Source organism: Bradyrhizobium sp. WYCCWR 13022 (genome assembly GCF_030435535.1).
Taxonomy (GTDB): domain Bacteria; phylum Pseudomonadota; class Alphaproteobacteria; order Rhizobiales; family Xanthobacteraceae; genus Bradyrhizobium.
On the sequence record NZ_JAUIZJ010000015.1, the window covers coordinates 210,064 to 232,517 of the forward strand.

Annotated in this window: 19 protein-coding genes; 3 read left to right on the plus strand and 16 right to left on the minus strand. The window is 57.6% G+C overall.

Annotated features, from left to right (window positions below; all coding sequences use genetic code 11):
- Positions 1 to 18: 18 nt before the first annotated feature.
- Entirely contained in the window at positions 19 to 813 is a 795-nt protein-coding gene (locus QY049_RS22455) for a GGDEF domain-containing protein (protein WP_128930017.1), read from the plus strand.
- Positions 814 to 1,219: 406 nt separating this feature from the next.
- Here QY049_RS22455 and QY049_RS22460 read toward each other — a convergent pair whose 3' ends face one another.
- The 5 genes from QY049_RS22460 to QY049_RS22480 form a co-directional block, all read right to left on the minus strand.
- Positions 1,220 to 2,692, minus strand: a complete 1,473-nt coding sequence (locus QY049_RS22460) for a benzaldehyde dehydrogenase (RefSeq protein WP_232995548.1) — start codon at positions 2,690 to 2,692, stop codon at positions 1,220 to 1,222.
- A 49-nt stretch (positions 2,693 to 2,741) separates the two neighbouring features.
- Positions 2,742 to 3,284: a hypothetical protein gene (locus tag QY049_RS22465; RefSeq protein ID WP_128930016.1), complete on the minus strand. Its 543-nt coding sequence runs from the start codon at positions 3,282 to 3,284 to the stop codon at positions 2,742 to 2,744.
- 110 nt (positions 3,285 to 3,394) lie between these two features.
- Complete coding sequence (locus QY049_RS22470) at positions 3,395 to 3,763, minus strand: hypothetical protein (protein ID WP_128930015.1); 369 nt, start codon at positions 3,761 to 3,763, stop codon at positions 3,395 to 3,397.
- A 1,484-nt stretch (positions 3,764 to 5,247) separates the two neighbouring features.
- Entirely contained in the window at positions 5,248 to 5,970 is a 723-nt protein-coding gene (locus QY049_RS22475; RefSeq protein ID WP_128930014.1) for a hypothetical protein, read from the minus strand.
- A gap of 23 nt (positions 5,971 to 5,993) precedes the next feature.
- A complete protein-coding gene (locus QY049_RS22480; protein ID WP_128930013.1) occupies positions 5,994 to 6,371 on the minus strand; it encodes a hypothetical protein in 378 nt (125 codons plus the stop codon).
- 58 nt (positions 6,372 to 6,429) lie between these two features.
- Here QY049_RS22480 and QY049_RS22485 point away from each other — a divergent pair, with 58 nt between their 5' ends.
- Positions 6,430 to 6,672, plus strand: a complete 243-nt coding sequence (locus QY049_RS22485) for a hypothetical protein (RefSeq protein WP_128930012.1) — start codon at positions 6,430 to 6,432, stop codon at positions 6,670 to 6,672.
- Positions 6,673 to 7,540: 868 nt separating this feature from the next.
- Here the strand turns inward: QY049_RS22485 and QY049_RS22490 are convergent.
- The 3 genes from QY049_RS22490 to QY049_RS22500 form a co-directional block, all read right to left on the minus strand.
- A complete protein-coding gene (locus tag QY049_RS22490) occupies positions 7,541 to 10,639 on the minus strand; it encodes an efflux RND transporter permease subunit (RefSeq protein ID WP_128930011.1) in 3,099 nt (1,032 codons plus the stop codon).
- Positions 10,636 to 11,571 (minus strand): efflux RND transporter periplasmic adaptor subunit, encoded by a 936-nt coding sequence (locus QY049_RS22495; protein ID WP_128930010.1) that lies wholly within the window; start codon positions 11,569 to 11,571, stop codon positions 10,636 to 10,638. Before QY049_RS22495 ends, QY049_RS22490 begins: the two co-directional genes overlap by 4 nt.
- A gap of 137 nt (positions 11,572 to 11,708) precedes the next feature.
- Positions 11,709 to 12,809 carry an efflux RND transporter periplasmic adaptor subunit gene (locus tag QY049_RS22500; RefSeq protein WP_164935433.1) on the minus strand — a complete coding sequence of 367 codons (1,101 nt, stop codon included), beginning with the start codon at positions 12,807 to 12,809 and terminating at the stop codon, positions 11,709 to 11,711.
- Positions 12,810 to 12,979: 170 nt separating this feature from the next.
- On the opposite strand from QY049_RS22500, the gene QY049_RS22505 reads away from it, so the two are divergent.
- Positions 12,980 to 13,627: a TetR/AcrR family transcriptional regulator gene (locus QY049_RS22505; RefSeq protein WP_164938227.1), complete on the plus strand. Its 648-nt coding sequence runs from the start codon at positions 12,980 to 12,982 to the stop codon at positions 13,625 to 13,627.
- A 388-nt stretch (positions 13,628 to 14,015) separates the two neighbouring features.
- Here QY049_RS22505 and QY049_RS22510 read toward each other — a convergent pair whose 3' ends face one another.
- The 8 genes from QY049_RS22510 to QY049_RS22545 form a co-directional block, all read right to left on the minus strand.
- The gene (locus tag QY049_RS22510; protein ID WP_128930007.1) at positions 14,016 to 16,088 is read right to left on the minus strand and encodes a methyl-accepting chemotaxis protein; all 2,073 of its coding nucleotides are present in this window, start codon (positions 16,086 to 16,088) and stop codon (positions 14,016 to 14,018) included.
- Between the two features lie 201 nt (positions 16,089 to 16,289).
- The gene (locus tag QY049_RS22515) at positions 16,290 to 17,285 is read right to left on the minus strand and encodes a zinc-binding dehydrogenase (RefSeq protein ID WP_128930006.1); all 996 of its coding nucleotides are present in this window, start codon (positions 17,283 to 17,285) and stop codon (positions 16,290 to 16,292) included.
- Positions 17,286 to 17,409: 124 nt separating this feature from the next.
- A complete protein-coding gene (locus tag QY049_RS22520) occupies positions 17,410 to 18,258 on the minus strand; it encodes a fumarylacetoacetate hydrolase family protein (protein WP_128955136.1) in 849 nt (282 codons plus the stop codon).
- Between the two features lie 40 nt (positions 18,259 to 18,298).
- On the minus strand, positions 18,299 to 19,570 hold the full coding sequence (locus tag QY049_RS22525) for an MFS transporter (RefSeq protein ID WP_128930004.1): 1,272 nt from the start codon (positions 19,568 to 19,570) through the stop codon (positions 18,299 to 18,301).
- Positions 19,571 to 19,595: 25 nt separating this feature from the next.
- The gene (locus QY049_RS22530) at positions 19,596 to 20,033 is read right to left on the minus strand and encodes a nuclear transport factor 2 family protein (protein WP_128930003.1); all 438 of its coding nucleotides are present in this window, start codon (positions 20,031 to 20,033) and stop codon (positions 19,596 to 19,598) included.
- Positions 20,034 to 20,039: 6 nt separating this feature from the next.
- Entirely contained in the window at positions 20,040 to 20,672 is a 633-nt protein-coding gene (locus QY049_RS22535) for a VOC family protein (RefSeq protein ID WP_128930002.1), read from the minus strand.
- Positions 20,673 to 20,983: 311 nt separating this feature from the next.
- Positions 20,984 to 22,309, minus strand: coding sequence for a carotenoid oxygenase family protein (locus QY049_RS22540; RefSeq protein WP_206733113.1), 1,326 nt, complete (start codon positions 22,307 to 22,309; stop codon positions 20,984 to 20,986).
- 13 nt (positions 22,310 to 22,322) lie between these two features.
- On the minus strand, positions 22,323 to 22,454 hold the full coding sequence (locus QY049_RS22545) for a hypothetical protein (protein ID WP_276575769.1): 132 nt from the start codon (positions 22,452 to 22,454) through the stop codon (positions 22,323 to 22,325).

Here is a 22,454-nt window from a genome sequence, read left to right on the forward strand (position 1 = left end):
AGTCACGGAGCGCGATTGATGAATGATCCCTTAATGACGTTGGGAGATGTGTACCGTCGGACGGTTCGCGACGTTGCGATCGGGCTTGTCTTAACTGTTCCGCTGGTTTGGCTAGCATACGCCTATCTGTTCGGACCGGAGGGCAACGTGAGCAGCCTTTATGCGACAGGTTGCGTCGCTCTGCTTGGTACGCTCGCCTCCATTGGAATTGGAGGCGCCATGAGCCTGCGCAGCAACCTGCTGCAGCAAAAGTTGATCGCGACCCAGGCCGAGCTCCTAAGACTTTCGAGAGTTGACCAACTCACCGGTCTCTTGAATCGAAGAGGATTTAACGAGGTTGCAGCCAAGGCTCTCGCAGAGGCATACGATCGTCACCTTCCCGCTATAGGCTTGATGATGGATATCGATCGGTTCAAGGGCATAAATGATCAATACGGTCATGATTTCGGTGATGCGGTGCTGGTTGAAATCGGGGACGTGCTCAAGTCGTTCGCGAAGGAGCATAGCCTCGTGATTGGCAGGCATGGAGGCGAAGAATTCGCGGCGCTGCTGTTGGGCGTATCTCCGAGCGATGCAGTTTTACTCGCTGAGCAGTTGCGGCAGGCTTGCGGGCAGAGAGAAGTTGCCCGAAATGGTGCCTTGACCAAGGTCACGGTTAGCATTGGGCTGGCGGTTTCCAAGGGAAGCGAGGGATTGTCGAAAGTACTTGGCCTTGCAGACGAAGCTTTGTATCGCGCCAAGCGTGCAGGGCGAGATCAGGTTTCGGTGCGCTATAGCGATACCATTGGCGTTTCCGCTTTGGGCTTCACCTAATCGTAGCAACCGCACTCTTTCTCCACGCGCGCGCAGCAGCCTCACTTGGCGCGAACTCCGAGACTCTAACTGCTGCTGGATGAAAATTCAGTGGCAGGTCAAGCCGCCGCGAGCGAGCGCTTCCTGCTATTGCTCAAAGCTAAGATCGGGATGGCCAAGGCTTTGGCCAATCTACCCAAAAAAGATTTGCGTGTGTCGAAGACAGACGTTGATCGAGCTTTACGAGTCCGGATCAACTCGATAGCCTTCGAACAGATCTTGCCTTGATCCGAAAAGAGAGGCCGTACTCTTGGTAGTAGAGTACGGCCAAGTGGGAGGGAGCTTGGTGAACACTCCGCCGGGAACTTAGAGAAACAATCAGCGCCACGGGCGCATTGGTCATTCAGTCAGTGATCGAGTGTCGAGTTTAGAGTGAATAGGGCTGCAGCTCAGCTTTGATCGTCACCCATTGCCATTGAGTGAACTCTTCCCAGTTAGCGATACCGCCGATCGATGTGCCATTGCCCGATGTGCCGGAGCCGCCGAAGGGATTGACCACATCGTCGTTGATCGTCTGATCATTGATGTGTAGCAAACCCGTTCGTAATTGCTCGCCAATTGCCATTGCCCTGCCGATGTTGCGCGAGATGATCACAGCAGAGAGCCCATATTCGGTATCATTCGCCATTTGCCCGGCCTGTACATCCGTCTCAAATGGGACAAGCACCGCGACCGGAGCGAAGAGCTCGTCACGATAGGCCGGATTGGTGGGTGAGATCTCCGCCAGCACGGAGGGCTGAAGAAACAGGCCCTCCGCCTTGCCTCCCGTTAGCAGCCGAGCTCCCTCGGTGACGGAGCGGTCAATCAGGGTTAGTGCATGATTTAGCTGATGCTGATTGATCATCGGACCGAGGGCAACGGAAGGGTCGAGAGGGTTGCCAACTTTCAAAGTCTTCGCATATCTGACGAGCGCATCGCTGAAAGCGTCGAAGATGTTTCTCTGCACGAGAATGCGTCCAGCGCTCATGCAAACTTGTCCTTGATGAAAGAACGCCGAAAAGGCGGCGGCACGAACGGCGGTATCCAGATCTGCGTCGTCTAGGATGATAAGTGAGTTCTTGCCGCCAAGTTCGAGGGACACCTTCTTGAGATGCTGTCCAGCCACCTGTCCGACCATTCGCCCCGCCCTGCTCGACCCGGTAAATTGGATCATCGCCACATTGGGGTCCTTGCACAGAGCCTCACCAGCATCCTCTCGACCGGGCAGCACCTGAAGAACGCCTTTCGGCACACCCGCCAATTCGAAGAGGCGCGCAATAACGAAGCCACCACAAATAGCAGTCCGCAGATCCGGCTTGACTACCACCGCGTTTCCGACGGCCAGGGCCGGCGCAATGGCGCGCTCGGCAAGGTAGAGCGGGAAATTGAAGGGTGATATCACGCCGATCACCCCGAGTGGGCGTCGCCGCACGAAGCTGATGCGCCCTCCCGGGCTTGGAAGCACGTTCCCTTGAGCTTGCGAGGGCATCGCAGCCGCAAGCCGGATTGCTTTGAGCGTACCTGCGAGCTCGATCTCAGCCTTCAAGCGGACCGCGCCGCTCTCTCGCATGATCCAGGTGACGATGTCATCCCTATAACGCTCGCCGACTTCGCACGCCTTTAGAAGTATGTTTTCGCGTGCATCTGGCGCCGTCGCGGCCCACGAGACCTGCGCCTGCCGTGCATTCGCAGAAGCGCTCCCAATGTCGACCGCGCTTGCAAGACCAACCTTACCAATCACCGCACCGGTCGCAGGTTCGACTGCCTCAAAGGCGGATTTGCTAGATGACCATTCGCCCGTGAAGAATTGCCCAGTCAGCACCGAGCCTGCCACGATGTTGTCGCTAACCATTTCTTTCATTCTCCAAAATGTCCCGGGTCAATTGGCGTCGAGCACGCTCGACTGCTTCTCAAGAGCCCTCACCTGAACGGCGGGGGCGGATTGTCCAGGTGCACTTCAGCGCAGCATGATAGGGACAGCCAGCCCATGCCTGATCCTCGGCATGACGTCCGATAAAGTAGGATGGAAACTGTTCATCAAGGACATTGATCCGATTACGCAGCTTCTTCCTGTTTTCCGCCGGCATACTGCTCCTTTGTTCCATGTAGCTGATCCGCGGATCAGGAAGGAGCGTCTTTGCAATCCAGGCCACGCAGCCCAACGATCGCGGTATGAGTACTTGAGCCAAGGGATGCGCCGGCGGAATGCCATGCGCCTTCAGCGTCGAAGGCAGCGCCATTGATCGCAACATCTGGTGACCCAACCACCGCAAGCCTGGCGGAAAATAGCGATAGCTGAACTGATCGAAGAGCGCGTTGACGATCAGATTCCCTCTCTCGGTCACTGATCGCTCCCTGCTTTCGAAATCCCGGCAAAATGCAACGAGACCGTCCCAGTCCTTAGGATACCCGTGTAAAGGTACGCCACCTTCGGCGACGAATAGCTTTGCCATCTCACCCCAAAACTTGTGAGCTGCTATTTTTGCTTCTCGTTGAAGCCCTTCAATCCCATCGCCTTGAATGCCAGATCCATGGCGATCGCCGTGAAGGCAAGCGTGTAGATCTAATCTTCGTGATCAGAAAAATCGCCCGGGTACTGTTTGGCATAATGGGCGTGGAGCTTGTTGATGTTTTCGACGGATTTGATGGTGCGATCGTCCTGAGGACCGTAATACCACCAGGTTGTGTTGTTGATTCCGGTCTGTTCGGCGCGATGAGTGGCTCTATAAAGAAGCTTTCCGCCATCCTCGCGCCAAACGGCCCGAGCGCCCCACTCAGTCACTACGAAGTTGGGAAATGTGAAACAATACGAAAAATTCTGTATGAAATCCGTCAGGCCGTAACAGCTGGATAGCCGCCAAATTTCAGCATAATCGACGTGCGGATCGAGTTGCTCGATCCTCCTGTTGATCCACTTGTAGCCCTTCTTCATGATCGTTACTCCGCCATTCCATGACTTCGCGGCTTGGCGCGGAGCTCGGCTTGTACAAAGAGCCGCATCGCATACGCAGGGAGTCGACCGGCGTTTCCCCAATGCGCGCAACCAGTAGCGCAGACACGAACTTCAAACTGATTTTGCAAAGGCGATTGAGCACCTAGGCGGCGCTCTTGCAAAATGCGGTGCCGCGACAACTCGTGCCGGGGCCCTGCGCAAGCTGCGGGAGGAGCTTGCCGGCGGCTGTGCATCGACTTGAGTGAGAAAAATCGAAAGCGCGCGGAAACAGGCGACCAATCGGGACGTCGCTCGAAATGAGCTACTCGGTCAAGCGAACCAAATGTTGGCTGATCCTTAAGACCAGCACACACAATCCGGACGCTCCGACTTGAGCCTGACGGAGCCTTCGACTGCTCGAACAGGCGGACTAAGCCCATCGGACGGATCCTCCTATATGTCAGTTTTGACTTATAGTAAGAATACATCAGGTTATCGCATATGGCAATCCTTACATATTACCTGCCGGTGGACCAACCTTATGTTTTTCTGTTTCTGCTCAGCAAAGCGGAATTCCCGAATGCGGGGCGGCGAGGTGTGTACCGCGCTCGCCGATTGCCTGATTGAAAGGTATGAACGCGAAGAATTCGCCGTGGCAACCGCCGAGCAGTAGCGGCAAACAAGAAGGTAGGAAGAAGTTACCACGATTGCCCTATCGAACCTTAGTCGGCATCGACGTGATCACGGATGGCGCGATGGCCGCCTAGGCGATGAGACTTCCCTGGCGATGCGGTCACTTTATTCGGCGAAAGGATCGTAGACTTCGCACTTCATGCGAGCTTAGACGGAGGTGCCTCCGTCGATGTTCTTGCGCAGCTCCGAGGAAAGAACGTCCGGACTTGTGTTGAACGTTAATATCTGACTTAACGATGCGACCAGCGAGTGTCGTCGCGAAAACCGAACAACGAAATGGTCAAACATCAGATTAATGCTCACACCTTTGGTCAACTCGAAGAACCGAGACTGACATCCGAGATGTTGTTGTCGATAGCAAAGCTCGCAACCCTGCTCCAATTCGAACCATGCCGTCTCCGGAGCCGGCGGATCATTATCAGCTGAATGCCGCCCTCTCGGCAAAAGCGATCATGGCGACTGCGCCTTATGTGCATGTCGCGGAAAGGGTCGTGATTGTGCCTGACGCAATCACCCTATTCGGCGTAACAGCGGCGAGAGAGCGTCCCCGCGAGAACGTATTGGCGGAGAGGCCTCTTTGAGCCCGGCCCCTATACCTCTTTCGACATCTCTCGCTCGCACCGGTGCCAGGCACCTGGGGAATTTGCCAAAGGGGTTGCGTCGAATTGGATAAAAGCGAATGAGAACTTGGCTGCTCGCAGAAACTAGATCGGCATCTCAACGTCTTTCAGCATTTCGAATCCGCGCGTAGCGTTGGCTCTCGTCAGGCTCCGGCAAGCCAAGAGATCTGCCTACTGGTTTAGCTGCGGCAACGGCTGGATAGCGGATGTGGCTCTCTGTGATGCAGCAATGAAGCAGCAGAGAGCAATGAGATCGACGGCCGCTGCCGCCGACCCGAGACCAAGATAGCCAGTCGTCTGGACCAATGTCCCGCCCAGGAGCGGTCCAATCATGTTGCCGACCAACATGGCTGGGGTCGCAGCAACCGCGCGCCCGGTGAGATCAAGGCGCGCGAGATGCCCGAAGACAAAAGTATGCGTGAACAACATTATGAACGGGAAAACGACCGCTCCGACCGCATACGGCAAGAAACCGCTAGAGCAAGAGATTAGGACAGCTACCGCTCCCTGCAGCAGGGTTCCAGTCATCGCGACCCGCATCGGCGGAAGCCGCTTTTGGAGAAACGCGGCGAGCAGGGTCGGTGTCATAGCCACCAGACCTAACGTGACCAGAACGCTTTGGATCTGGACAGGCGACAGTCCGCGATCGGTGCCCATCGGTTGTAGGAAACTGAATATCATTGCCTGGACGAGCGACATCAGGACGATTCCAGTGATAATGAACCACACAGGGCGTGTGAATCCAGCGGCATCCCTGACGAGGTCTTCGCTGATGGAAGCAGAGGGAAAGAAGAAAGTCGCTATTGCGGCTGCCACGGCCGTAACTGCGGCAAAGACCTCAAAGATGGCTGGTGGACCGAATTTCGTGATGAGAGTCGCCGATGCGCCGAGCAATATTACCGCGAAGACTCCAAGCGTTAACCCCCCCATTGCAAAGACACGATGTGGGTTATCCGTGCGACTCCTGTCGCCAATCCAGCGACGAAGTGGCCAACTGCCAGAATGCTAAATTCGGTGAAGCCGGCCATCACATAGAAGGTCCCGGCACTGATGCCGAAGCCCAGCGTCGGCATCCAGCGCCCCGGAGCGCGATGGAAGAATGGCGATAGTGTAACGCTTGCAAAGACCATGGCTCCTAGAAAGAGGGTCGGAAGCGCCCCCGCTCGCGCCGGTGAAAACGCATATTCCGAGATCAGAACACCGACCCAAATCGGAAGTGCGGGCTGGTCTATCATCCCAGCCATGTGCCCTGTCACTAATGAAATCTTTGACCCCAACGAGTTAATCTGCGCCATTTTTTCCTCCCGTATGATAGTCGGCCCTCGTGAATTGCAGCTCCGCACCGATGCAGGCATGATGAAGGCATCCGACAGCTATGGAGAGCCGCGACGCTCGCTCCCCACTGCCATCGAAACTCTTGAGCTGCCGGCGCGCGCCTCACAGAGTGCTTTGCTATCCATCGAGAGCATCATGGATGAGAGCTCTAGACGGGACGATTGCCCGTTGCTTCAACTAGCCATCGCGGCCAATTACCAATGGCATCTGCACAAAGCGCAGCTGCTTGCGAAAATGGCTTCACCGTTGATCAGCAATTGAGGATACCCAGCACCGGTCAGAGCGTTTGGTGCAGAGTTCGGACGTCATTCCGAACAGGTCAGGTGCGTCCACCCCCGAGCGGCAATTCACGGCCTTCCTCCATATGTCATTTATTACTTACTGGCTAGCAGGCATGAACATATATGTCAAATCTGACGTATGGATGCGCGTGGCCGGCAACTATGCAGAACCGCAAAGAGCGCCAGATTTGAAGCTTGGGGCTTTTGTTGTGCCCACGAGAATACGCCGATTGGGACGGCTGATGTCGTCGCATTCGACAACGTCTGGCAGGAGAGCAGACCTGATAAGAAGGTCTACGACATTGCTAGCAGTGGTCTTGTTCTCGACCATACCCATGTTGCGCCGTGCGCTTTCATAAGCACGGTCGGAAACGCACGTCCGAGCCACGTCGACTGTAGCTGGGCCGAGTTCGACGCGTCACCGGCATTCTGAGACGAGACCAATGTGCCACGCTCCTGATCAATTCAGTGGCGCTGCGCTTTCGATAGCCGTGGACGCTACGGGAGAGACATTCAGGACGATGATGTGGCGAGCTTTTTTAACGTCGTTCTGGTGCTCGGTCTCGCGATCGATTGTTTGATTCTCCTAAGGACCATCACTCGGTAGCTCGACAGCTACGGCGGTGACATCATTTCACGACGCTCGTGGATTGTGAAAGCGCGGTGAACGTCGTGCGACGCTGCCGGCAATCGCCGATCGTCGTGCACCGGATCGCCAAGCCCGAAGAGCTCTACGGTCGGATCCGGTGCAGGGAAAGGCATCACGAACTCCCGGTACAAACCGGCGCGGAGCGTGGCGGTTACCAAGCAGGACGCCAAAGGCCTTGTGGCATCGCGCTCGGGCTTCCCTATGGTGAGCTGGCCCTGGCGAGCCTGCTGGGCTCCTCCTGGCGCGAAGAAGAGTCCTTTAGTGGGGCTTCTACACGGAACCAGGCGATGTAAAGCGCCGGCAAGAAAAAGAGAGTCAGGAAGGTCGCAGCCATGATGCCACCGATCATCGATAGCGCCATAGGACCCCAGAAGACCTGCGGCGCGATCGGAAGCATGCCGAGGCTTGCTGCGGCGGCCGTCAGCAGGATTGGCCGCATGCGATGCTGTGTTGCCAGCACGACTGCCGACCATTGATCGTGACCCTCGTCAAGCATTTCGTCGATCTGCGCCATCAAGATAATCGAATTGCGAATGATGATCCCGATAAGGGCTAACGTACCGAGAATCGCGACAAAACCCATCGGTTTTCCGGATACGAGGAGAGCGAACACAACGCCGATCAAGCCGAGGGGAGCCACGCTTACGACAAGGAACAGCTTCGCAAAGCTTTGCAGCTGGACCATAATGAAGAACGCCATCGCAAGCAGCATCACAGGCACGACCGCAACGATTGGACCCTGACCCTTTGAGCTCTCCTCGACGGCGCCTCCGGTTGCGATCTTCATCGACGCCGGCAGGTTCGCGGCGAAGGTCTCGATAGCCGGCGCAAGCTGTTGGACGACAGTTGCCGGTTGCGTGCCATCGTGGATGGTGCCTCGAATCGTGATTGTTGGGACACGGTCGCGTCGCCAAATAATGGGCTGCTCCAGGTCATAGCGAAGTGTTGCGAACGAGAGCAACGGGACCACCTGTCCATTGCCAGTCGGGATCTGCAACGACTGCAGCGTTTCGATTCGGCTGCGTTCGTCGTTTGCGGCGCGCCCAACGATGTTGACCTGATAAATGCTATCGCGCATCTGTGTAATGGACGTCCCGCCGACAAGGCCGTTCAGTATCGAGGCAACATCGACGGAGTCGAGCCCGAGCTGCCTCGCCTTGTCTTGCGCTATTTCGACTTGAACGACCTTGCCTGGCTCGTTCCAATCAAATGTCGGAGGGTCAAGATGCGGGTTGTCGCTCATGATTTTGGCGATCTCCAGTGCCTTGGCGCGCAATTGCTGGATGTCCGGCCCGCTGAGGCGGTATTGCAGCGGACGTCCAACCGGAGGTCCAAGGTCGAGCGGGTGGATGAAGACGTCGATCCCGATGAATTGATCGGCCGCGGTCTTTCGCAATCTGCTTTCGATCCGATTGCGAGCTTCAAGTGACTTGGCTACGACGACCACCTGGCCGAAATAGTTAAAGGCCATCTGCTGGTCGAGTGGCAGATAGAAGCGGATCGCACCTTGCCCAACATAAGAGCTCCAGCTTTCGACGTCAGGATCGGAGGCCAGCCCTTTTTCGAACTGGTCGATCTGCTTCTTGGTCTCAAGGATCGTGCTGCCCTGCGGAAGCGTCAAGTCGACGAGCAGCTCGGACCGGTCTGACGACGGGAAGAACTGCTGCTGCACAAATCCCATACCGACGATTGCCACCGCGAGCAGACCGAGGCTTCCGCCGATTGTGACCCAGCGGAAGCGCATCGCGGCCTCCAGTAGAACGACAAAGTAGCGGGATAGCCGGCCGACACCGATATGGTCGTGATGTTTCATGGTTTTTGGAAGGACCATGACGCCGATCAGTGGAGCGAACAGAACGGCTACCACCCAGCTGGTTAGTAGCGATGCTGCGATTACGAGGAACAGAGTGTAGGTGTATTCGCCAGCCGATGAGCCGTTGAACCCAATCGGGATAAAGCCTGCGACAGTTACCAGGGTTCCGGTTAGCATCGGAAATGCGGTCGAGGTGTAAGCAAAGGTCACTGCGTTATAGAGATTGTCCCCGCGCTCAAGGCGGTGCACCATCATCTCGACTGTTATCATTGCATCATCGACGAGCAGTCCAAGCGCGATGATCAGCGCACCTAGGGAAATGCGCTGCAGCGTTACTCCAAAATACTGCATGATGACGAACACGACCGCCAGCACGAGCGGAATTGAGAACGAGACCACCAGCCCTGCCCTCACTCCAAGACTGATCAGGCTTACCACCAACACGATGGCTATGGCCTCAACGAGCGCTTCGGTGAAGCCGCCGACTGCCTGCTCAACTATCTTCGGCTGATCGGAAACCAGGTGGAGTTCGACGCCTACCGGAAGCGTGGCCAAGATGTCGCGCATCTTTGCTCTCAGCGCCTCACCAAATTGAAGCACATTGCTAGAGGCCATCATCGCGATGCCGAGCCCGATCGCAGGCTTTCCATCGACACGAAATAGCGGATCGGGTGGATCGCGATATCCACGGGTGATGGTCGCGACGTCGCTAAGCGGAAGGAAGCGGTTGTCGATGCGCAGGTTGGTGCTTCGAAGGGCCTCTTCCGAAGCGAATTGACCGCTTACGCGCAGCGAAACTTGTTCTGGGCCCGCTTGTACGACGCCTGACGGCTGCACTGTGTTTTGATTTTGCAGTGTCTTGATGAGCGACTGCATATTAAGACCGAGTGCCGCCAGCTTGCGCGTGGAGATGTCGAGATAGATGACCTCATCTTGTGCTCCGATCACCGTGATCTTGCCGATGCTTGGCACGGTGAGAAGTTCCGAGCGCACCCGCTCGACATAGTCGCGCAATTGCCGTGGGCTGAGTCCGTCGGACGTAAACGCGTAGATGTTGCCGAAGACATCGCCAAATTCGTCGTTGAAGGAGGCTGCGCCTACGCCTGAAGGCAGGGTGTACTGGATGTCCTGAACATGTTTGCGGACCTCATAGAATAGCCACGGCACGTCCTTTGGCTTGGTGGTGTCCTTCAGATTGACCAAAATCGTGGTCTGACCGGGCGTCGTGTAGCTCTTGACGTAGTCGACCGCGCCGATCTGTTTCACCTCCTTTTCAATCCGGTCGGTCACTTGATTGAGCATGTCGTCAACCGTCGCGCCGGGCCATTGTTGCTGGATCACCATAGTCTTGATGGTGAACGGAGGATCTTCCTCGCGACCGAGGCTGCGGTAGGCGAGCAGGCCCGCTATCGCGGACGCTATCATCAGGAACCAAACGAACGAGCGATGCTTTAGGGCCCATTCAGATAGATTGAAGGAGGTCACGACTGATTCTCTTGCAAAAGTTTGACGAGTTGTCCTTCGGAGAGGGAATGCACGCCGGCAGTGATGACGCGATCGCCAATCGACAAGCCGGATGTAACTGCCACGCGGTCTCCCCTGTGGGCGCCGAGCATCACAGGACGTGCTAGAGCCCTCTTGTTTGCTCCCACGATCCAGACGGCGTCCTGACCTTCGATTTTCAAAAGAGCACTAACCGGAATCTCCATTTGGCCCTCCTGTGCAGCCGCGAGGCGGATCGTGGTTCCCAGCCGAAACGCTTCAGGTGGATCTTCGATGGTGAACCGAATGCGCCGAGTTCTGGTCGAGGAGTCCGACTGCGGCGCGATCTCACGGACGACCGCCTTGGCTGCGATGCTATCCTGGACGAGGAGCGATGCCCGAGAGGATGAACCTTCGATGAATTGGCCAATTCGGTCGTCCGGTATGTCGAACACACCGTCGCGAAAAGTTGGGCGAGCGATGGTGACAACCGTCTGGCCTACCGAGACGACCTGGCCGATTTCCGTGGACCAGGAGACGACGACACCGTCATAGCTGCTGTTTAGGGTCGTGTAGCCGAGTTGTTCGGTCGCCTTCTGCAGACTCGCCTCAGCTTGCGTGGCGCGTGATTGGGCGCTCTGCTGGGCTGCTGTTGCCGCATCGAGGTCCGCCTGTGTCCCGCTGCCCGTGCTGAACAGTTTGTGCTTTCGTTCCAGAGTGGCCTCGGCATTGGCAAGGACCGCTCGAGCGTTGGCCAGATCGGCCTGGCTTGAGACGATCGCGAGCTGCGCGACGGTCGAATCAAGGGACCCGAGTCTTTGCCCCTTGGCAACGAGATCTCCCACATTGACGTCGCGCGAGCTCATTCGCCCCATTGTTTGAAAGCCAAGCTCGGCCTGGTACCGAGGCTGCACCGTTCCGGTGAAGGTGTCGATCCTCTACGAGGCCGGTTGCACAACCATGGTGAGCACGGGACGAATGACGGGCGATTCGAGGCTCTTCTCCTCGCACCCGGAAAGCGCCGCGGCGCAGGCGAAAAGTAGCAGCCGCAAGACCGTGGGTGCGGGCGACGTCATGGCTCGGCTCCGTAGGCGACCGCGACAACCTTCCCTGGATACAGCAGTTGTACGCTGGAAGTTACGACACGCTCGCCTTCTTCCAATCCGGCGGCCAACGCGACCGCTCCAGTGAGATATTCCTGCACGACGACCCCGCGAAGCCGGGCCTTGTTCTCGCTATCCAATATCCAGACTGCGGGCTTACCGTTGGCTGCAAACAGCGCGCTCGATGGAATGACAAAGGCAGGCGATAACTCCCAACGGGCTCTACCGACGACGGCCGAACCGAGTGTCAAATCGGCCGGCGCTCGTTCGACCGCGACCTTGAGCGTAACGGTGCCGGTGGCCTGATCCAAAATCGGCGAGATCTCGCGCACAGAGCCGGCAACAGTTACATTCGGCATCGATTGCGAGGTGATGTCGACAGTCCTGTCGTTTGGCGGATTGGTGACAAGAATCTCGGGAACTTGGAATACCGCATCCCGCGGGCCATCCTCGGCAAGGGCGAAAGCCGTCTGTCCGGCCTGCACAACCTGGCCGACTTCGATACTACGTGAGACAATGATGCCGTCCCGTCCTGCCTTCAATTCCGTGTAGGTTAGCCGCTCGCGTGCCGTATTCAGGGCAGCTTGTGCGCTGTTGACCTGCGCCTCATCTGTTCGAAGCGTGGCTAACGCCTGATCGAATCGCTCACGTGTGGTAGAGCCACTGCTAAGCAGAGACTGTTGTCGCTCGAAATTTCGTTGGGCTTCCAGCAACTGCGCATTCGCAGCATTCAGCGCTGCTTCAGCACTGGTAACATCGGTCTGCTGCTCGGTCCGTTCAAGATGCGCGAGAGTTTGACCTGCTTTGACATACTGCCCAACCTCGACGTCGCGACGGACAACTCGTCCACTGGTCTGAAATGCAATGTTCGAAAGGATGCGAGCCTGGATCGTCCCAGTGAGGGGAAGGTCTGGCGTGATGTGTTGCCGGCGGGCGGTGGCGACGGTCACGCGCAACAGCGCCGAAGACTTGTCACCCGCTCGCGCCATCGAGTTCGGGAACGCTGTAAGCACGGTCGCGACGAGCGCGAGCGACGTGCGGAATTGCGCCCTGTTGGCCAGCCGCGGCATTAGGTCCCCTTCTTCGCTGGGCATTTGCAACATGCTGATTTAACTCAAAGTTTCAAGTTGTCTGAGCGCCCCGCCAAAGAACTCCAAGGCGTAATATTCAACAGGCGTTGAATATTTAGTTGCATCGTTCTAAACGTCAAGAGGTCGGAATGGTCGATGGAGGAGGAGGGATGTCTCGAAAAGCCGTGAGAACGCGCGGTCGACCACGGAAGGGCTCAGAACTAGAGGCCGACAACCTTCTCGATGCAGCGCTCGACGCATTTGCCGAGCACGGTTTCGAAAAGGCAAACCTCCGCTCAATCGCTGCTGCCGCGAAAGTTGATGTCGCCCTGATCTCTTACCACTACGGATCAAAACTCGAACTATGGAAGGCCGTAATCGAGTCGTTTTCGGGGGAGGCGATGGCTCTGCTCGCATCCGTGCGATCGGATGGGGCAGAAGTGTCTTCGAGGGAGCGCCTAGAGCTTACGATTGAACAATTGATCAATGTGGGCCAGCGTAAGCCGCAATTTGCGCGATTTGTCATCAACGAGGTTGCCGGGATCGACCAGAGCGAGCGATTTGAGTTCTTTCACAATGCCCTAACTAAGCCACTCCGAGAAACCTTGGTACCCTTGATCGCAGCAGTCAATCGGAGTGGCAACAGCCGGAAAGTCGATCCGAACTTGCGATTCTTTGCCGCCCTCGGCGCGATGTCGATGTCCATGGCTAACCGGCAATTCATCGCGCGATTTGCGCCGGTTGCTAAAGACGACAAGCAATTCCGCAAGGAGCTGATCGCCGTCATTAGCGCAGTGATGTGTCCCGAAAACGCCTAGCAGGCTGCTGAATTAGTAGCCGATCGACGGGCGAAAAAGAGAATGTCGTCGCCGCCTGAGTTTACCAAAAGGAAGTAGGAGGCTGCCCAGCCACGTCGTGATCGCAACGTTTCCACGACACGGCTCACAGCTGCACCGCCAGCAAAGTTTGTGAGGCGGCGGTCGTGACTAGTGTGGGTGCTGACCTGTCACTCAATTGTTATCCAGCGGACGATCAGAGTCTGCGGGGTTTCCGCAACGAACTCGAGGCAAACATATTGAGTGCTATCCCGACATGACTATCGACGGTGTGTCCAGGTGACCTTGTGGTGAGTGCCCGTTCAAGACGAGCAATGAGACGTTCAGCCCGGAGAGTTCCGGCGAGGACAGGTGATCCGTGTTAGGCCCGTTAGGCTGCGCGGATCGCTTCCAGGAATGTGGCGACCTCGGTCTCTAGCCGGTTGCTTTCGCCGGACAGTGACTTCGCGGCGGCGAGCACGTTGAATGACGCCGTTTCGGTCTCGCTGGCGCCCCTCTGTACATCAACGATGCTGGCCGAAACCTGTCGGGTACCATGCGCCGCCTGCTGCACGTTGCGGGAGATTTCGCGCGTTGCCGCGCCCTGCTCCTCAACCGCCGCCGCGATCGTGGAGGCGATTTCTGACATGCGGCCGATGGTGTCTCCGATCGACTTGATCGCGCCGACCGAGTCCTGGGTTGCGCTCTGAATGCCTGTTATCTGCTGACCGATTTCGTCGGTTGCTTTGGCCGTCTGCTCGGCCAGAGCCTTGACCTCCGACGCCACCACCGCGAACCCGCGGCCGGCCTCCCCGGCGCGTGCCGCTTCTATAGTGGCGTTGAGGGCCAATAGGTTGGTTTGGCTTGCGATCTGGCTAATGAGTTCGACTACGTCGCCGATCCGACGGGCCGCCTTGGCGAGTTCGGCGACATGCTCGTTGGTCCGTCCCGCCTGCAGCACCGCTTCGCCAGCAATGCGGGCTGAATCTTGCACTTGGCGACCAATCTCGTCGACGGACGACGACATCTCCTCGGCGGCCGCCGCCACGGTCTGCACGTTGGTCGAAGCTTGTTCGGAGGAGCCAGCCACGGCAGCCGTGATCTGTTTGGATTGCTCGGCCGTGCTAGTCAGCATACCGGCCGACGCTTCCAACGCCGCGGAGGCGGACGAAACGGTCCTGATCACATCGCCGATCATGGCCTCGAATTCGCGCGCAATCTGGTCCAAGCGTTGGCCGCGTTTGAGTTTGCCCTCGGCTTCGCTGGCGGCCGCGGCGTCGGCAGCCTTTTGGGCGACTAGCTTGTCTTTGAAATGCTGTAGCGAGCCGGCAACTTGGCCGACTTCATCATTCCGGCCGGTCGATGGGATCTCGACGTCATGGTTTCCGGCCGCAAGAGTGCCGATCACCTCCGCAAGCTGGCCTAGCGGCGTCACCACGCGTCGGCGCAGCATTATGGTCACGCCAGCGAGCGTACCGAGCAGGGCCAGCACTGCAACTCCTGCAAGCACCAGCATCCCCAGCGCGCCGTCACGGACCGCCGAGGCGCGCTCGGCAGCTTCGGCCAAGGCGGCATCGCGGACGCCGAAGAACATCTGGATAGCGGGCACAATGACCTTGGCCATGTCGGAGGGACTGAGACTGTATTTGCCGTCGCCTCTGGCCGCCGGCATTTCCTTCTCGACGACCGGAATCGCCTTTCCGAAATAGGCTTCGACGGCCGCTTTCATGGCCGTGGCAAGGCGGGGCGGATTGCCGAGCTGGTCGATCGTGCCCTCGATGCGTTCTCGGTCGGCATCTAAGCGGCCCTGCATACGATCCATCAGCGCAAATTCAGCGGGAGTGAGCGGACGCGAGGCGCTCAAGGCCGGCGACAGTGGCGAGGCGTGGCTGCCGGCGGTCACCCGCAAATCCTGCGCGGTTCGCGCCAGGCTCAGCAGCGTTGCAAGTGAAGAATCGGCGCTGACCACCTGCCCCTCCAGCCGATTCAGGATCGGCTCGATCGCGCCGATCATCTCGGCAACAGTGGGAAGGAGTTCTTTGACCACCGCACTATCGCGCGATCCGAGGGATACGCGCACGGCCCGATCGGCCGCCGCATGAACATCCTTGAAACGGCGCCCGGTACGGTCCAGGCTTTGGATCATCGGTTCGCCACCATCAAGGGCCAGCAAACTGTTGCGGGCCAGGTCGAAGGCCGCATCGGCGGCGCTCGACGCCTTGCCCATCGCTTCGATCTGGGTCGGCGTGGCGGGCGTTTCCTGAAAGATCGTGATGTAGGGTGTACGAAGGCCCGCCAGGTGTTGACTGACCATCAGCACCGCGCCGAAAGCCTCGACCATTTTGATGGATTCGGAGCGACTAACGAAGATGCGCGTCTGCGGAAGCAGAACCTCGGCGCCGAGAATAACCGCAAACGTGGTCACCGTCAGCATCGACAGCGCAAAGAGCTTTCCGATTCGCATGCGTACCCCACATTTCGCATAAGTTTCCGAGAACCTATCGCGCTCTCGCTAATTCATCATTAAGTCCGGGACGCATCTTGGTGGCGGTATGCCTATGTATAGAATTGTCGTGTCGTCGATTGCGCCGCATCTCCTTGCCATCGACAGGAAATGGAAGGCGGCGAATCACGGCGTCTCGGGTGTGCGGTGATGCATCCCTCGCTACGGCTTTAACACCAGCTTGCCCATAACTTCCCGGCCATCAAGCATTCGATGCGCTTGCACAGCCTCCCTAAGCGGCAATCGCACCGTCACGGACGGATTGATGGCTCTTGCTTCCACGAGTTTGAAGACCTCTGACGCAATCCGTACGCGCTCTTGAGGAAATGGATCGTAGACGTGAACGCTATAAGCACGCACTGAGATGCTGCGGTCCATGTTCTTGCGCAAGTCCGCGAATAGGTCGGACGATGGAAGTCCCGACAGCGCATTGAACGTGACGATCTGTCCCAAGGGAGCAACGAGCTTGATGTTGTCGCGGAAATCCGGACCGACCAATTGGTCGAACATCAAGTCGACGCCCGTACCTTTGGTGATATCCAAGATCCGGGCACCAACCGCTTCAGAGCTGCTGTCGATCGCATAGCTTGCACCCCGCTCCAAGGCGAACGCTGCCTTGTTCGGGGCCCGGCAGACAGCTATCAGCTGTATCCCAGCAGCGCGGCAAAGATCGATCATGGCGCAGCCGACGCCGCCAGTAGCTCCGTTGATGGAGGCGACCTTTACCCGGCGCAGATCTGCAGCGTCATTCAACATGCCCCATGCGACCTGATAGTCGGGAATTGCGACCGCGCCCTCAATGTCTATGCCTTCAGGCAGCTTCGTGATCTCGTGGACATCGCAGGCGACATATTCGGCGTAACATCGGCGAGAAAACTTCCATGCGAGAACGGGCTGGCCCGGGGAGAAGCCTTCAACACCATCTCCCACCCGCTCAACATAGCCGGTTACACTGATCCCCGGCACCTCCGGATACTCCACGGGCCACGGGTAGCGTCCAGTCCTGACCAGCGCATCGTATTTCCCGACCCCGATGGTGTCGGTCCGAATGAGGACTTGCCCAGCCGCCGGTGTGGGAATTGGCAGATCGATGTATTTGAGGACCTCGGGTCCTCCCGGCTTTTCGACTTGAACAGCTTTCATCATGGCTGCGGGCATGAACACCTCCGTGCGCTGAATTGGTAAGGTCGTATTGGCGCGCTTAACCGCGGGCCGTTGTTGAAAGCAGATTGTTGGGTCCGCCTATCGGGAAGGTTTTAAGCGGCCGCTTTCGGGCGAGCTTTCACGTCGGTTCGTCGATCACCGCGTTTTCCAAAATTCCGACGCCTGAGATCTCCACCTCGACCCGGTCGCCAGCGCGCAGCCAACGCGGCGGAACGCGACGCGACCCAACTCCTGCTGGAGTACCGGTCGCGATGATATCGCCTGGCAGGAGCCTGAGAACACTGGACAGATAGCTTATAAGCCGCGGTAACCCATAGATCAGCTGGCTCGTCGATGCCTGTTGAACCACCTCGCCGTTTAAGCGCGTGGAAAGCGCGAGGCGGTCCGGATGCGGGACGTCAGTCGCCGCCACGATCCAGGGTCCTATGGATCCGCTCGAATCGAAATTCTTGCCCGTCATGCCAGTGGCAGAGTGTTTTTGGTAATCTCGGACACTGCCCTCGTTTAGACAGGTGTACCCGCCGACGTAGTCGAGCGCCCTTCCCTCCTCCACTCTGTGGCACGTCCGGCCGATGATGAGAGCAAGCTCCCCCTCGTAATCGAGGCGCTCAGACACTTTAGGCCGAAGCAGCAGCTGGCGATTCCCAACGAAGCTCTCGTGCGTTCGCTGGAAAAAAGTCGGGTAAGCAGGCGCCTCGTTTCCGGTCTCGTCTACGTGAGCTTTATAGTTGAAGCCAACGCAGAACACCCTGGCCCTAGCAGACAGGGGAGGAAGAAACTCAACGTCACCAATCTTCAGGTCAGGCTCGCGTGTCATAAGCTTTTCTGCGCGAGCCCAGCCTTCCGCAGCCACTACTTCATCGATATCAGATAGGCCTTTATCAAACGGCGACAGGGAGATGATGCCGTCGCCCTTCACAAGGCCGATGCTGACCGAGCCATTCCGAGCAAATCGAGCTACTTTCATTGAGATACCTTCTTTTTTTGAGGCGCTGATGAAGGCTGACTCAGCCGCTCTTTTCGCCGTTTTGGCTTAACGAGGCGGATGGGATCAAAGCAAAGATGACTGACGCCGCCAGCATCAGGGCGCTACTGGCGATGAGCGCGATGTCGTAGTTTCCCCGCAAGGCTTGAACCGCGGAAAACATCAGCGGGCCAATGGCTACGCCAATGGCGAACACGACGATAAACAGCCCGATCTTTTGCCCCAGCTGGGCAACGCCGAATTGCCGTGCGACAGTGTATGGGATGAGATCCGACTCTGCTCCCGCTCCAAGCGCAAGAAGAGCTGCGGCCAAATAAACCATAGAAGTCTGCCGTGTCGAGACCAACAGCAGTCCGGCAGCCACAGGACCGAGGCAACCAACGACCGCTACCAACCGTGGAGACCATCGATCAAGCATGGACCCGAGCAAGAAGCGGGCTACCAGCATCGTCATGCCGTATGTCGCCATCACAGCCGCCGCATCGACGGGCCGAAAGCCGCGATCGATCAACAACGGTGTCATGTGGACAATCATACCTTGAATGGCGAGCGTCATCAGTAGGAATGCCAACGCAAGCATCCAAAAAATTGGAGCAGACAAAAGCTCACCGAAGACAAGCTTGGAGGATTGCGCGGAAGCGGCGGACTTCTGAAAGCGCTCCTTGCCGGGAATGAGCCAGATGACGGCTACTGCGCCAAGGATTGCGACCCCAGCGCCGATCGCTGCGTAGCTGTTGCGCCAGCCGTATTCTGCAATGGAAAAGGTGGCGATCGCGGGCATTAACATGATGCCGGCGGCCGAGGCTGCATTAATGATGCCGAGCGCAAACCCACGAAAGGTCGAAAAAGTCCGAGTGACTATGTAGGTGAAAGCCGTGATCCCTTGCCCCGCGCCAAGGAGTCCGAGCAGGCCCATAAAGATTGCAAAACTTAAGGGATCACGTGGAAGTTGACCGAGTGCAATCAGGCCGAGCGCAAACAAAGCGAAAGAAAAGCCTGCAAAGACGCGCGGCCCATATCGGTCGACCAGCCACCCGACGATTGGCTGCGAGAAGCCGGAGCAGAGAGCAGCTGGCGCAAGAGCGGCAGCCACGCTGGCCCTCGACCAGCCCGTATCGTTGACAATTGGCAGCAGGAATGTTCCGAAAGTATAGATTACGATCGGCCCGAAATTGGTCAACATGCCAATTCCGGAACCGAGCACGACCTTTGTTGCCTCTATTCCACGTAGCTGAACCTGCGGCGACAGGTCGCCAACGGCCGGCAGCGCAGGCGTATTAACGCTCGTCATCATCTTCCTCCCCTTTTCAGCTCATGTTTTATTTTTTCTTGAGTTCGGTCACCGTTTTCTTTCTTGCGATCAACCAGCGCCCGTCGCTCCGATGCAGCTCGTCTTCGTAACGGCCAAATCCTGCTACGCCATCAAATGGCAGAGGAAACTGTTGAGGAGTGGTCTCACTGCGCTGGCTGAGCAGAGTTACGTACGCGTGAATAAGAATGCGATCTTCGTTCAGCCATTCCGATCTGATGTTGGAGATCAGGTGTCGGACGACCAGGTTGCGATCGCGGCGATTGATAAGATCAACAAGCATGCCCTTGCCGCGTACAAGGCCATCGCCGCGGTGCCAGACACCATCTTCTGTGAAGAGCCCTGCAGCGGCCTCGGCATTGCCATAGTCAAAATGCTCCATGAAGCTCAAGACCGTCGCTTGAGCCTCGAGGATATCCGCCGCTCGTTCTAGCCTATCCCGCTGCATGGGCCCTCAGATCTTAAGCAGCTGGTCTAATGGCTCGCCGGCGCGGAAGCGCGCCAAGAAATCCTTCGGGTCGACATCAATGCCAGAGGGATTGTTCTTGAAAGCGTCAGAGTCGATGAAGGCCTTGAGTTTCTCGGCGTCGTCAAAATTGTTGCAGCAAAGCTCAACGACGTTCTGGTCTGGATCTGAGAAATAATAGCTTGTCACTGGACCGTGGTTGGAAGCGCGGTGGGCTTGCAGACCAGCGCCGAGCAACAATTCCACGCGATCCAGCAGCGCCGCCAGATTTGCGTGACGAAATTGAAAGTGATTCAAGCCGGGATCGCGGCTGGGCGAGTCGGATAGCTCTGGCAGCTCGAATAGCGCCAGGACCTGCCCATGAACCGGCGAGCGGTCCAAGAACATGAAACAGGATCGCACGTCGCTAGCTCGGGTCTGTTTGGGCGAGCCGGCGAAACGGCGCCGGTTTTCCGGGGCACCGCCAGGATTTGTGATGCTCCAGCTCAATCCCAGCACAGATGAGTACCAGTCGCGCATCAGCTCGTACTGTGCAGTTTGCAGAACGATCTCCGAAACGCGCGGCGAAGGCAGCGCGGAGGTTGCCTTGTGCAGGTCGGCGGGTAGCGATTGGACGCTCATGGGGACAGATTCCTCATATGACACTTTTGACTTATAGTTCTAGGTTATCAGGGCTCGACGATATGTCAACTATTACATATGGCGCCATGCAGCATTTGTCTGGAGTTGAGCGCGGGCGCTTGTTCGTGAATGATCAAACGCCCGTCATGCTGAAGCGGCAACATGCAAGGCCGTCCAAGATCGCCGTCCCTGGCGCGACGGTCGCCTCACGAGCGAAATCAGCCACAGGCAGGTCACCACAAGAGATGTTACATCCTCTTGTGGTTGCCTGTGGCTGAGGTCAGCTGGTTGCTGTCCGTAGTGGAGCCGTGTCAGTTTGGTGCAGTGAGCTCGCTTGAAGGCACCGAGTTGCCGTGCAAGCCGTTGCGTAGCCGCAGCGGTAAGTGAGCGACTGCGACCGGGCCATCTGCAAAATGTTGAGTGTCCAAGATGACGAGGCCGCTCCGCCTTTCGTCGAGCCTGTTGACGAGCGCAATGACGTAGCCGTCTCCCTCCGGCGCATTAGGGGATCGGGGAGCAAACACCGGTTCTTGGACAGACGAGGTGGGACCGGGTAGCCAGCGCTCGCTCTTTCCGGTCGCTATATCCAGGTGAGCGAGGCCGTTGAGGAAAGCGTTGACCGAGGGCGGGCCACAGCGATCCGCGTCATACGGAGCGAAGGGGTCGATAAGGGCGAGAAAGGCATGACGATAGGGCCGCGTGGCGTAACGCTCGTCCACATGGGGGAACTCGCCCATCGTTTGGGTAAAGATCTCGGCCTGAGGAACGGGGCTGTTGCTAGATAGATCAAATGTCCATCTCGTCATGGCTTGACGCAGGGACCGGGGATCAGGCACGTGCCCACTATATTCTGGGAAGAACCAGAACACGTTGTCATTGACGACGGGCAGGTCGAGATAGACTTTGTGTCCTTCGTCCCATGCATTGATGGTGTGGCCCTGGAAGCCGTTCGTCGGCACTGTAAACCAACGAATATCTTTTCCGCTGCCGCGGCGGGGCAGAACCCCATAGATTTGGTCCACATTCGGCTGCCAGGCAAAGGCCGGTTCGCCCTGCTTCAGGCGTTCGATGTCCGACGTCAGCGAGCTCACGGGAAAGACGACATAGTTTTCCGTCACGGCGAAGTCGTGTATCATCGCTGCCCGCGGCGCATTAAACCAAGCTTCATGCACCACGTGTCCGCCGCGATCGATGACGTAATAGGCGATATCGGTGGTCGTCACACCCTTGGCGGCATAACCAAAGCCAATCAGCTCGCCATTGGTCGGATCGATCTTGGGGTGAGCCGTAAATGTCTGACTGGTCATCTTTCCGTCAAAACGGTAGTTACCGATCGTTTCAAGCGTATCTGGCCGCATCGCGACCGGCGGTCCGTCCTCCTTCAGCGCGAGCAACAGCCCATGGTGAACGACGACGTTGGTATTGGCCGTGCTTCGGATAGTACCGGCAACCGATGGATCGTCAGTGAACGGATTGCGGTAGGCGCCGTAGAGGGCGCGGCGCGCCGCCCGCTCCGCAACGAACTTGTCGGTCAGGACATATTTCGACGTAAAGTCGACATGACCATCCTTGAAACGGAAGGCGCCAACCATGCCATCGCCGTTAAAAAAGATGTCACGGCCAAGCTCGGCGGCCATTGTGGTTCGGGAGCTACACGAAAAAGGTGCCGTCGAGATCGGTTGGAATGCGTCCTTCAACGTCAAGATCGAACACGTGTGCCTCTACACGGCCAGGAGCGTCGAAGCCATGATAAATCGGATCGTCAGGGAAACGCTTCGTCAT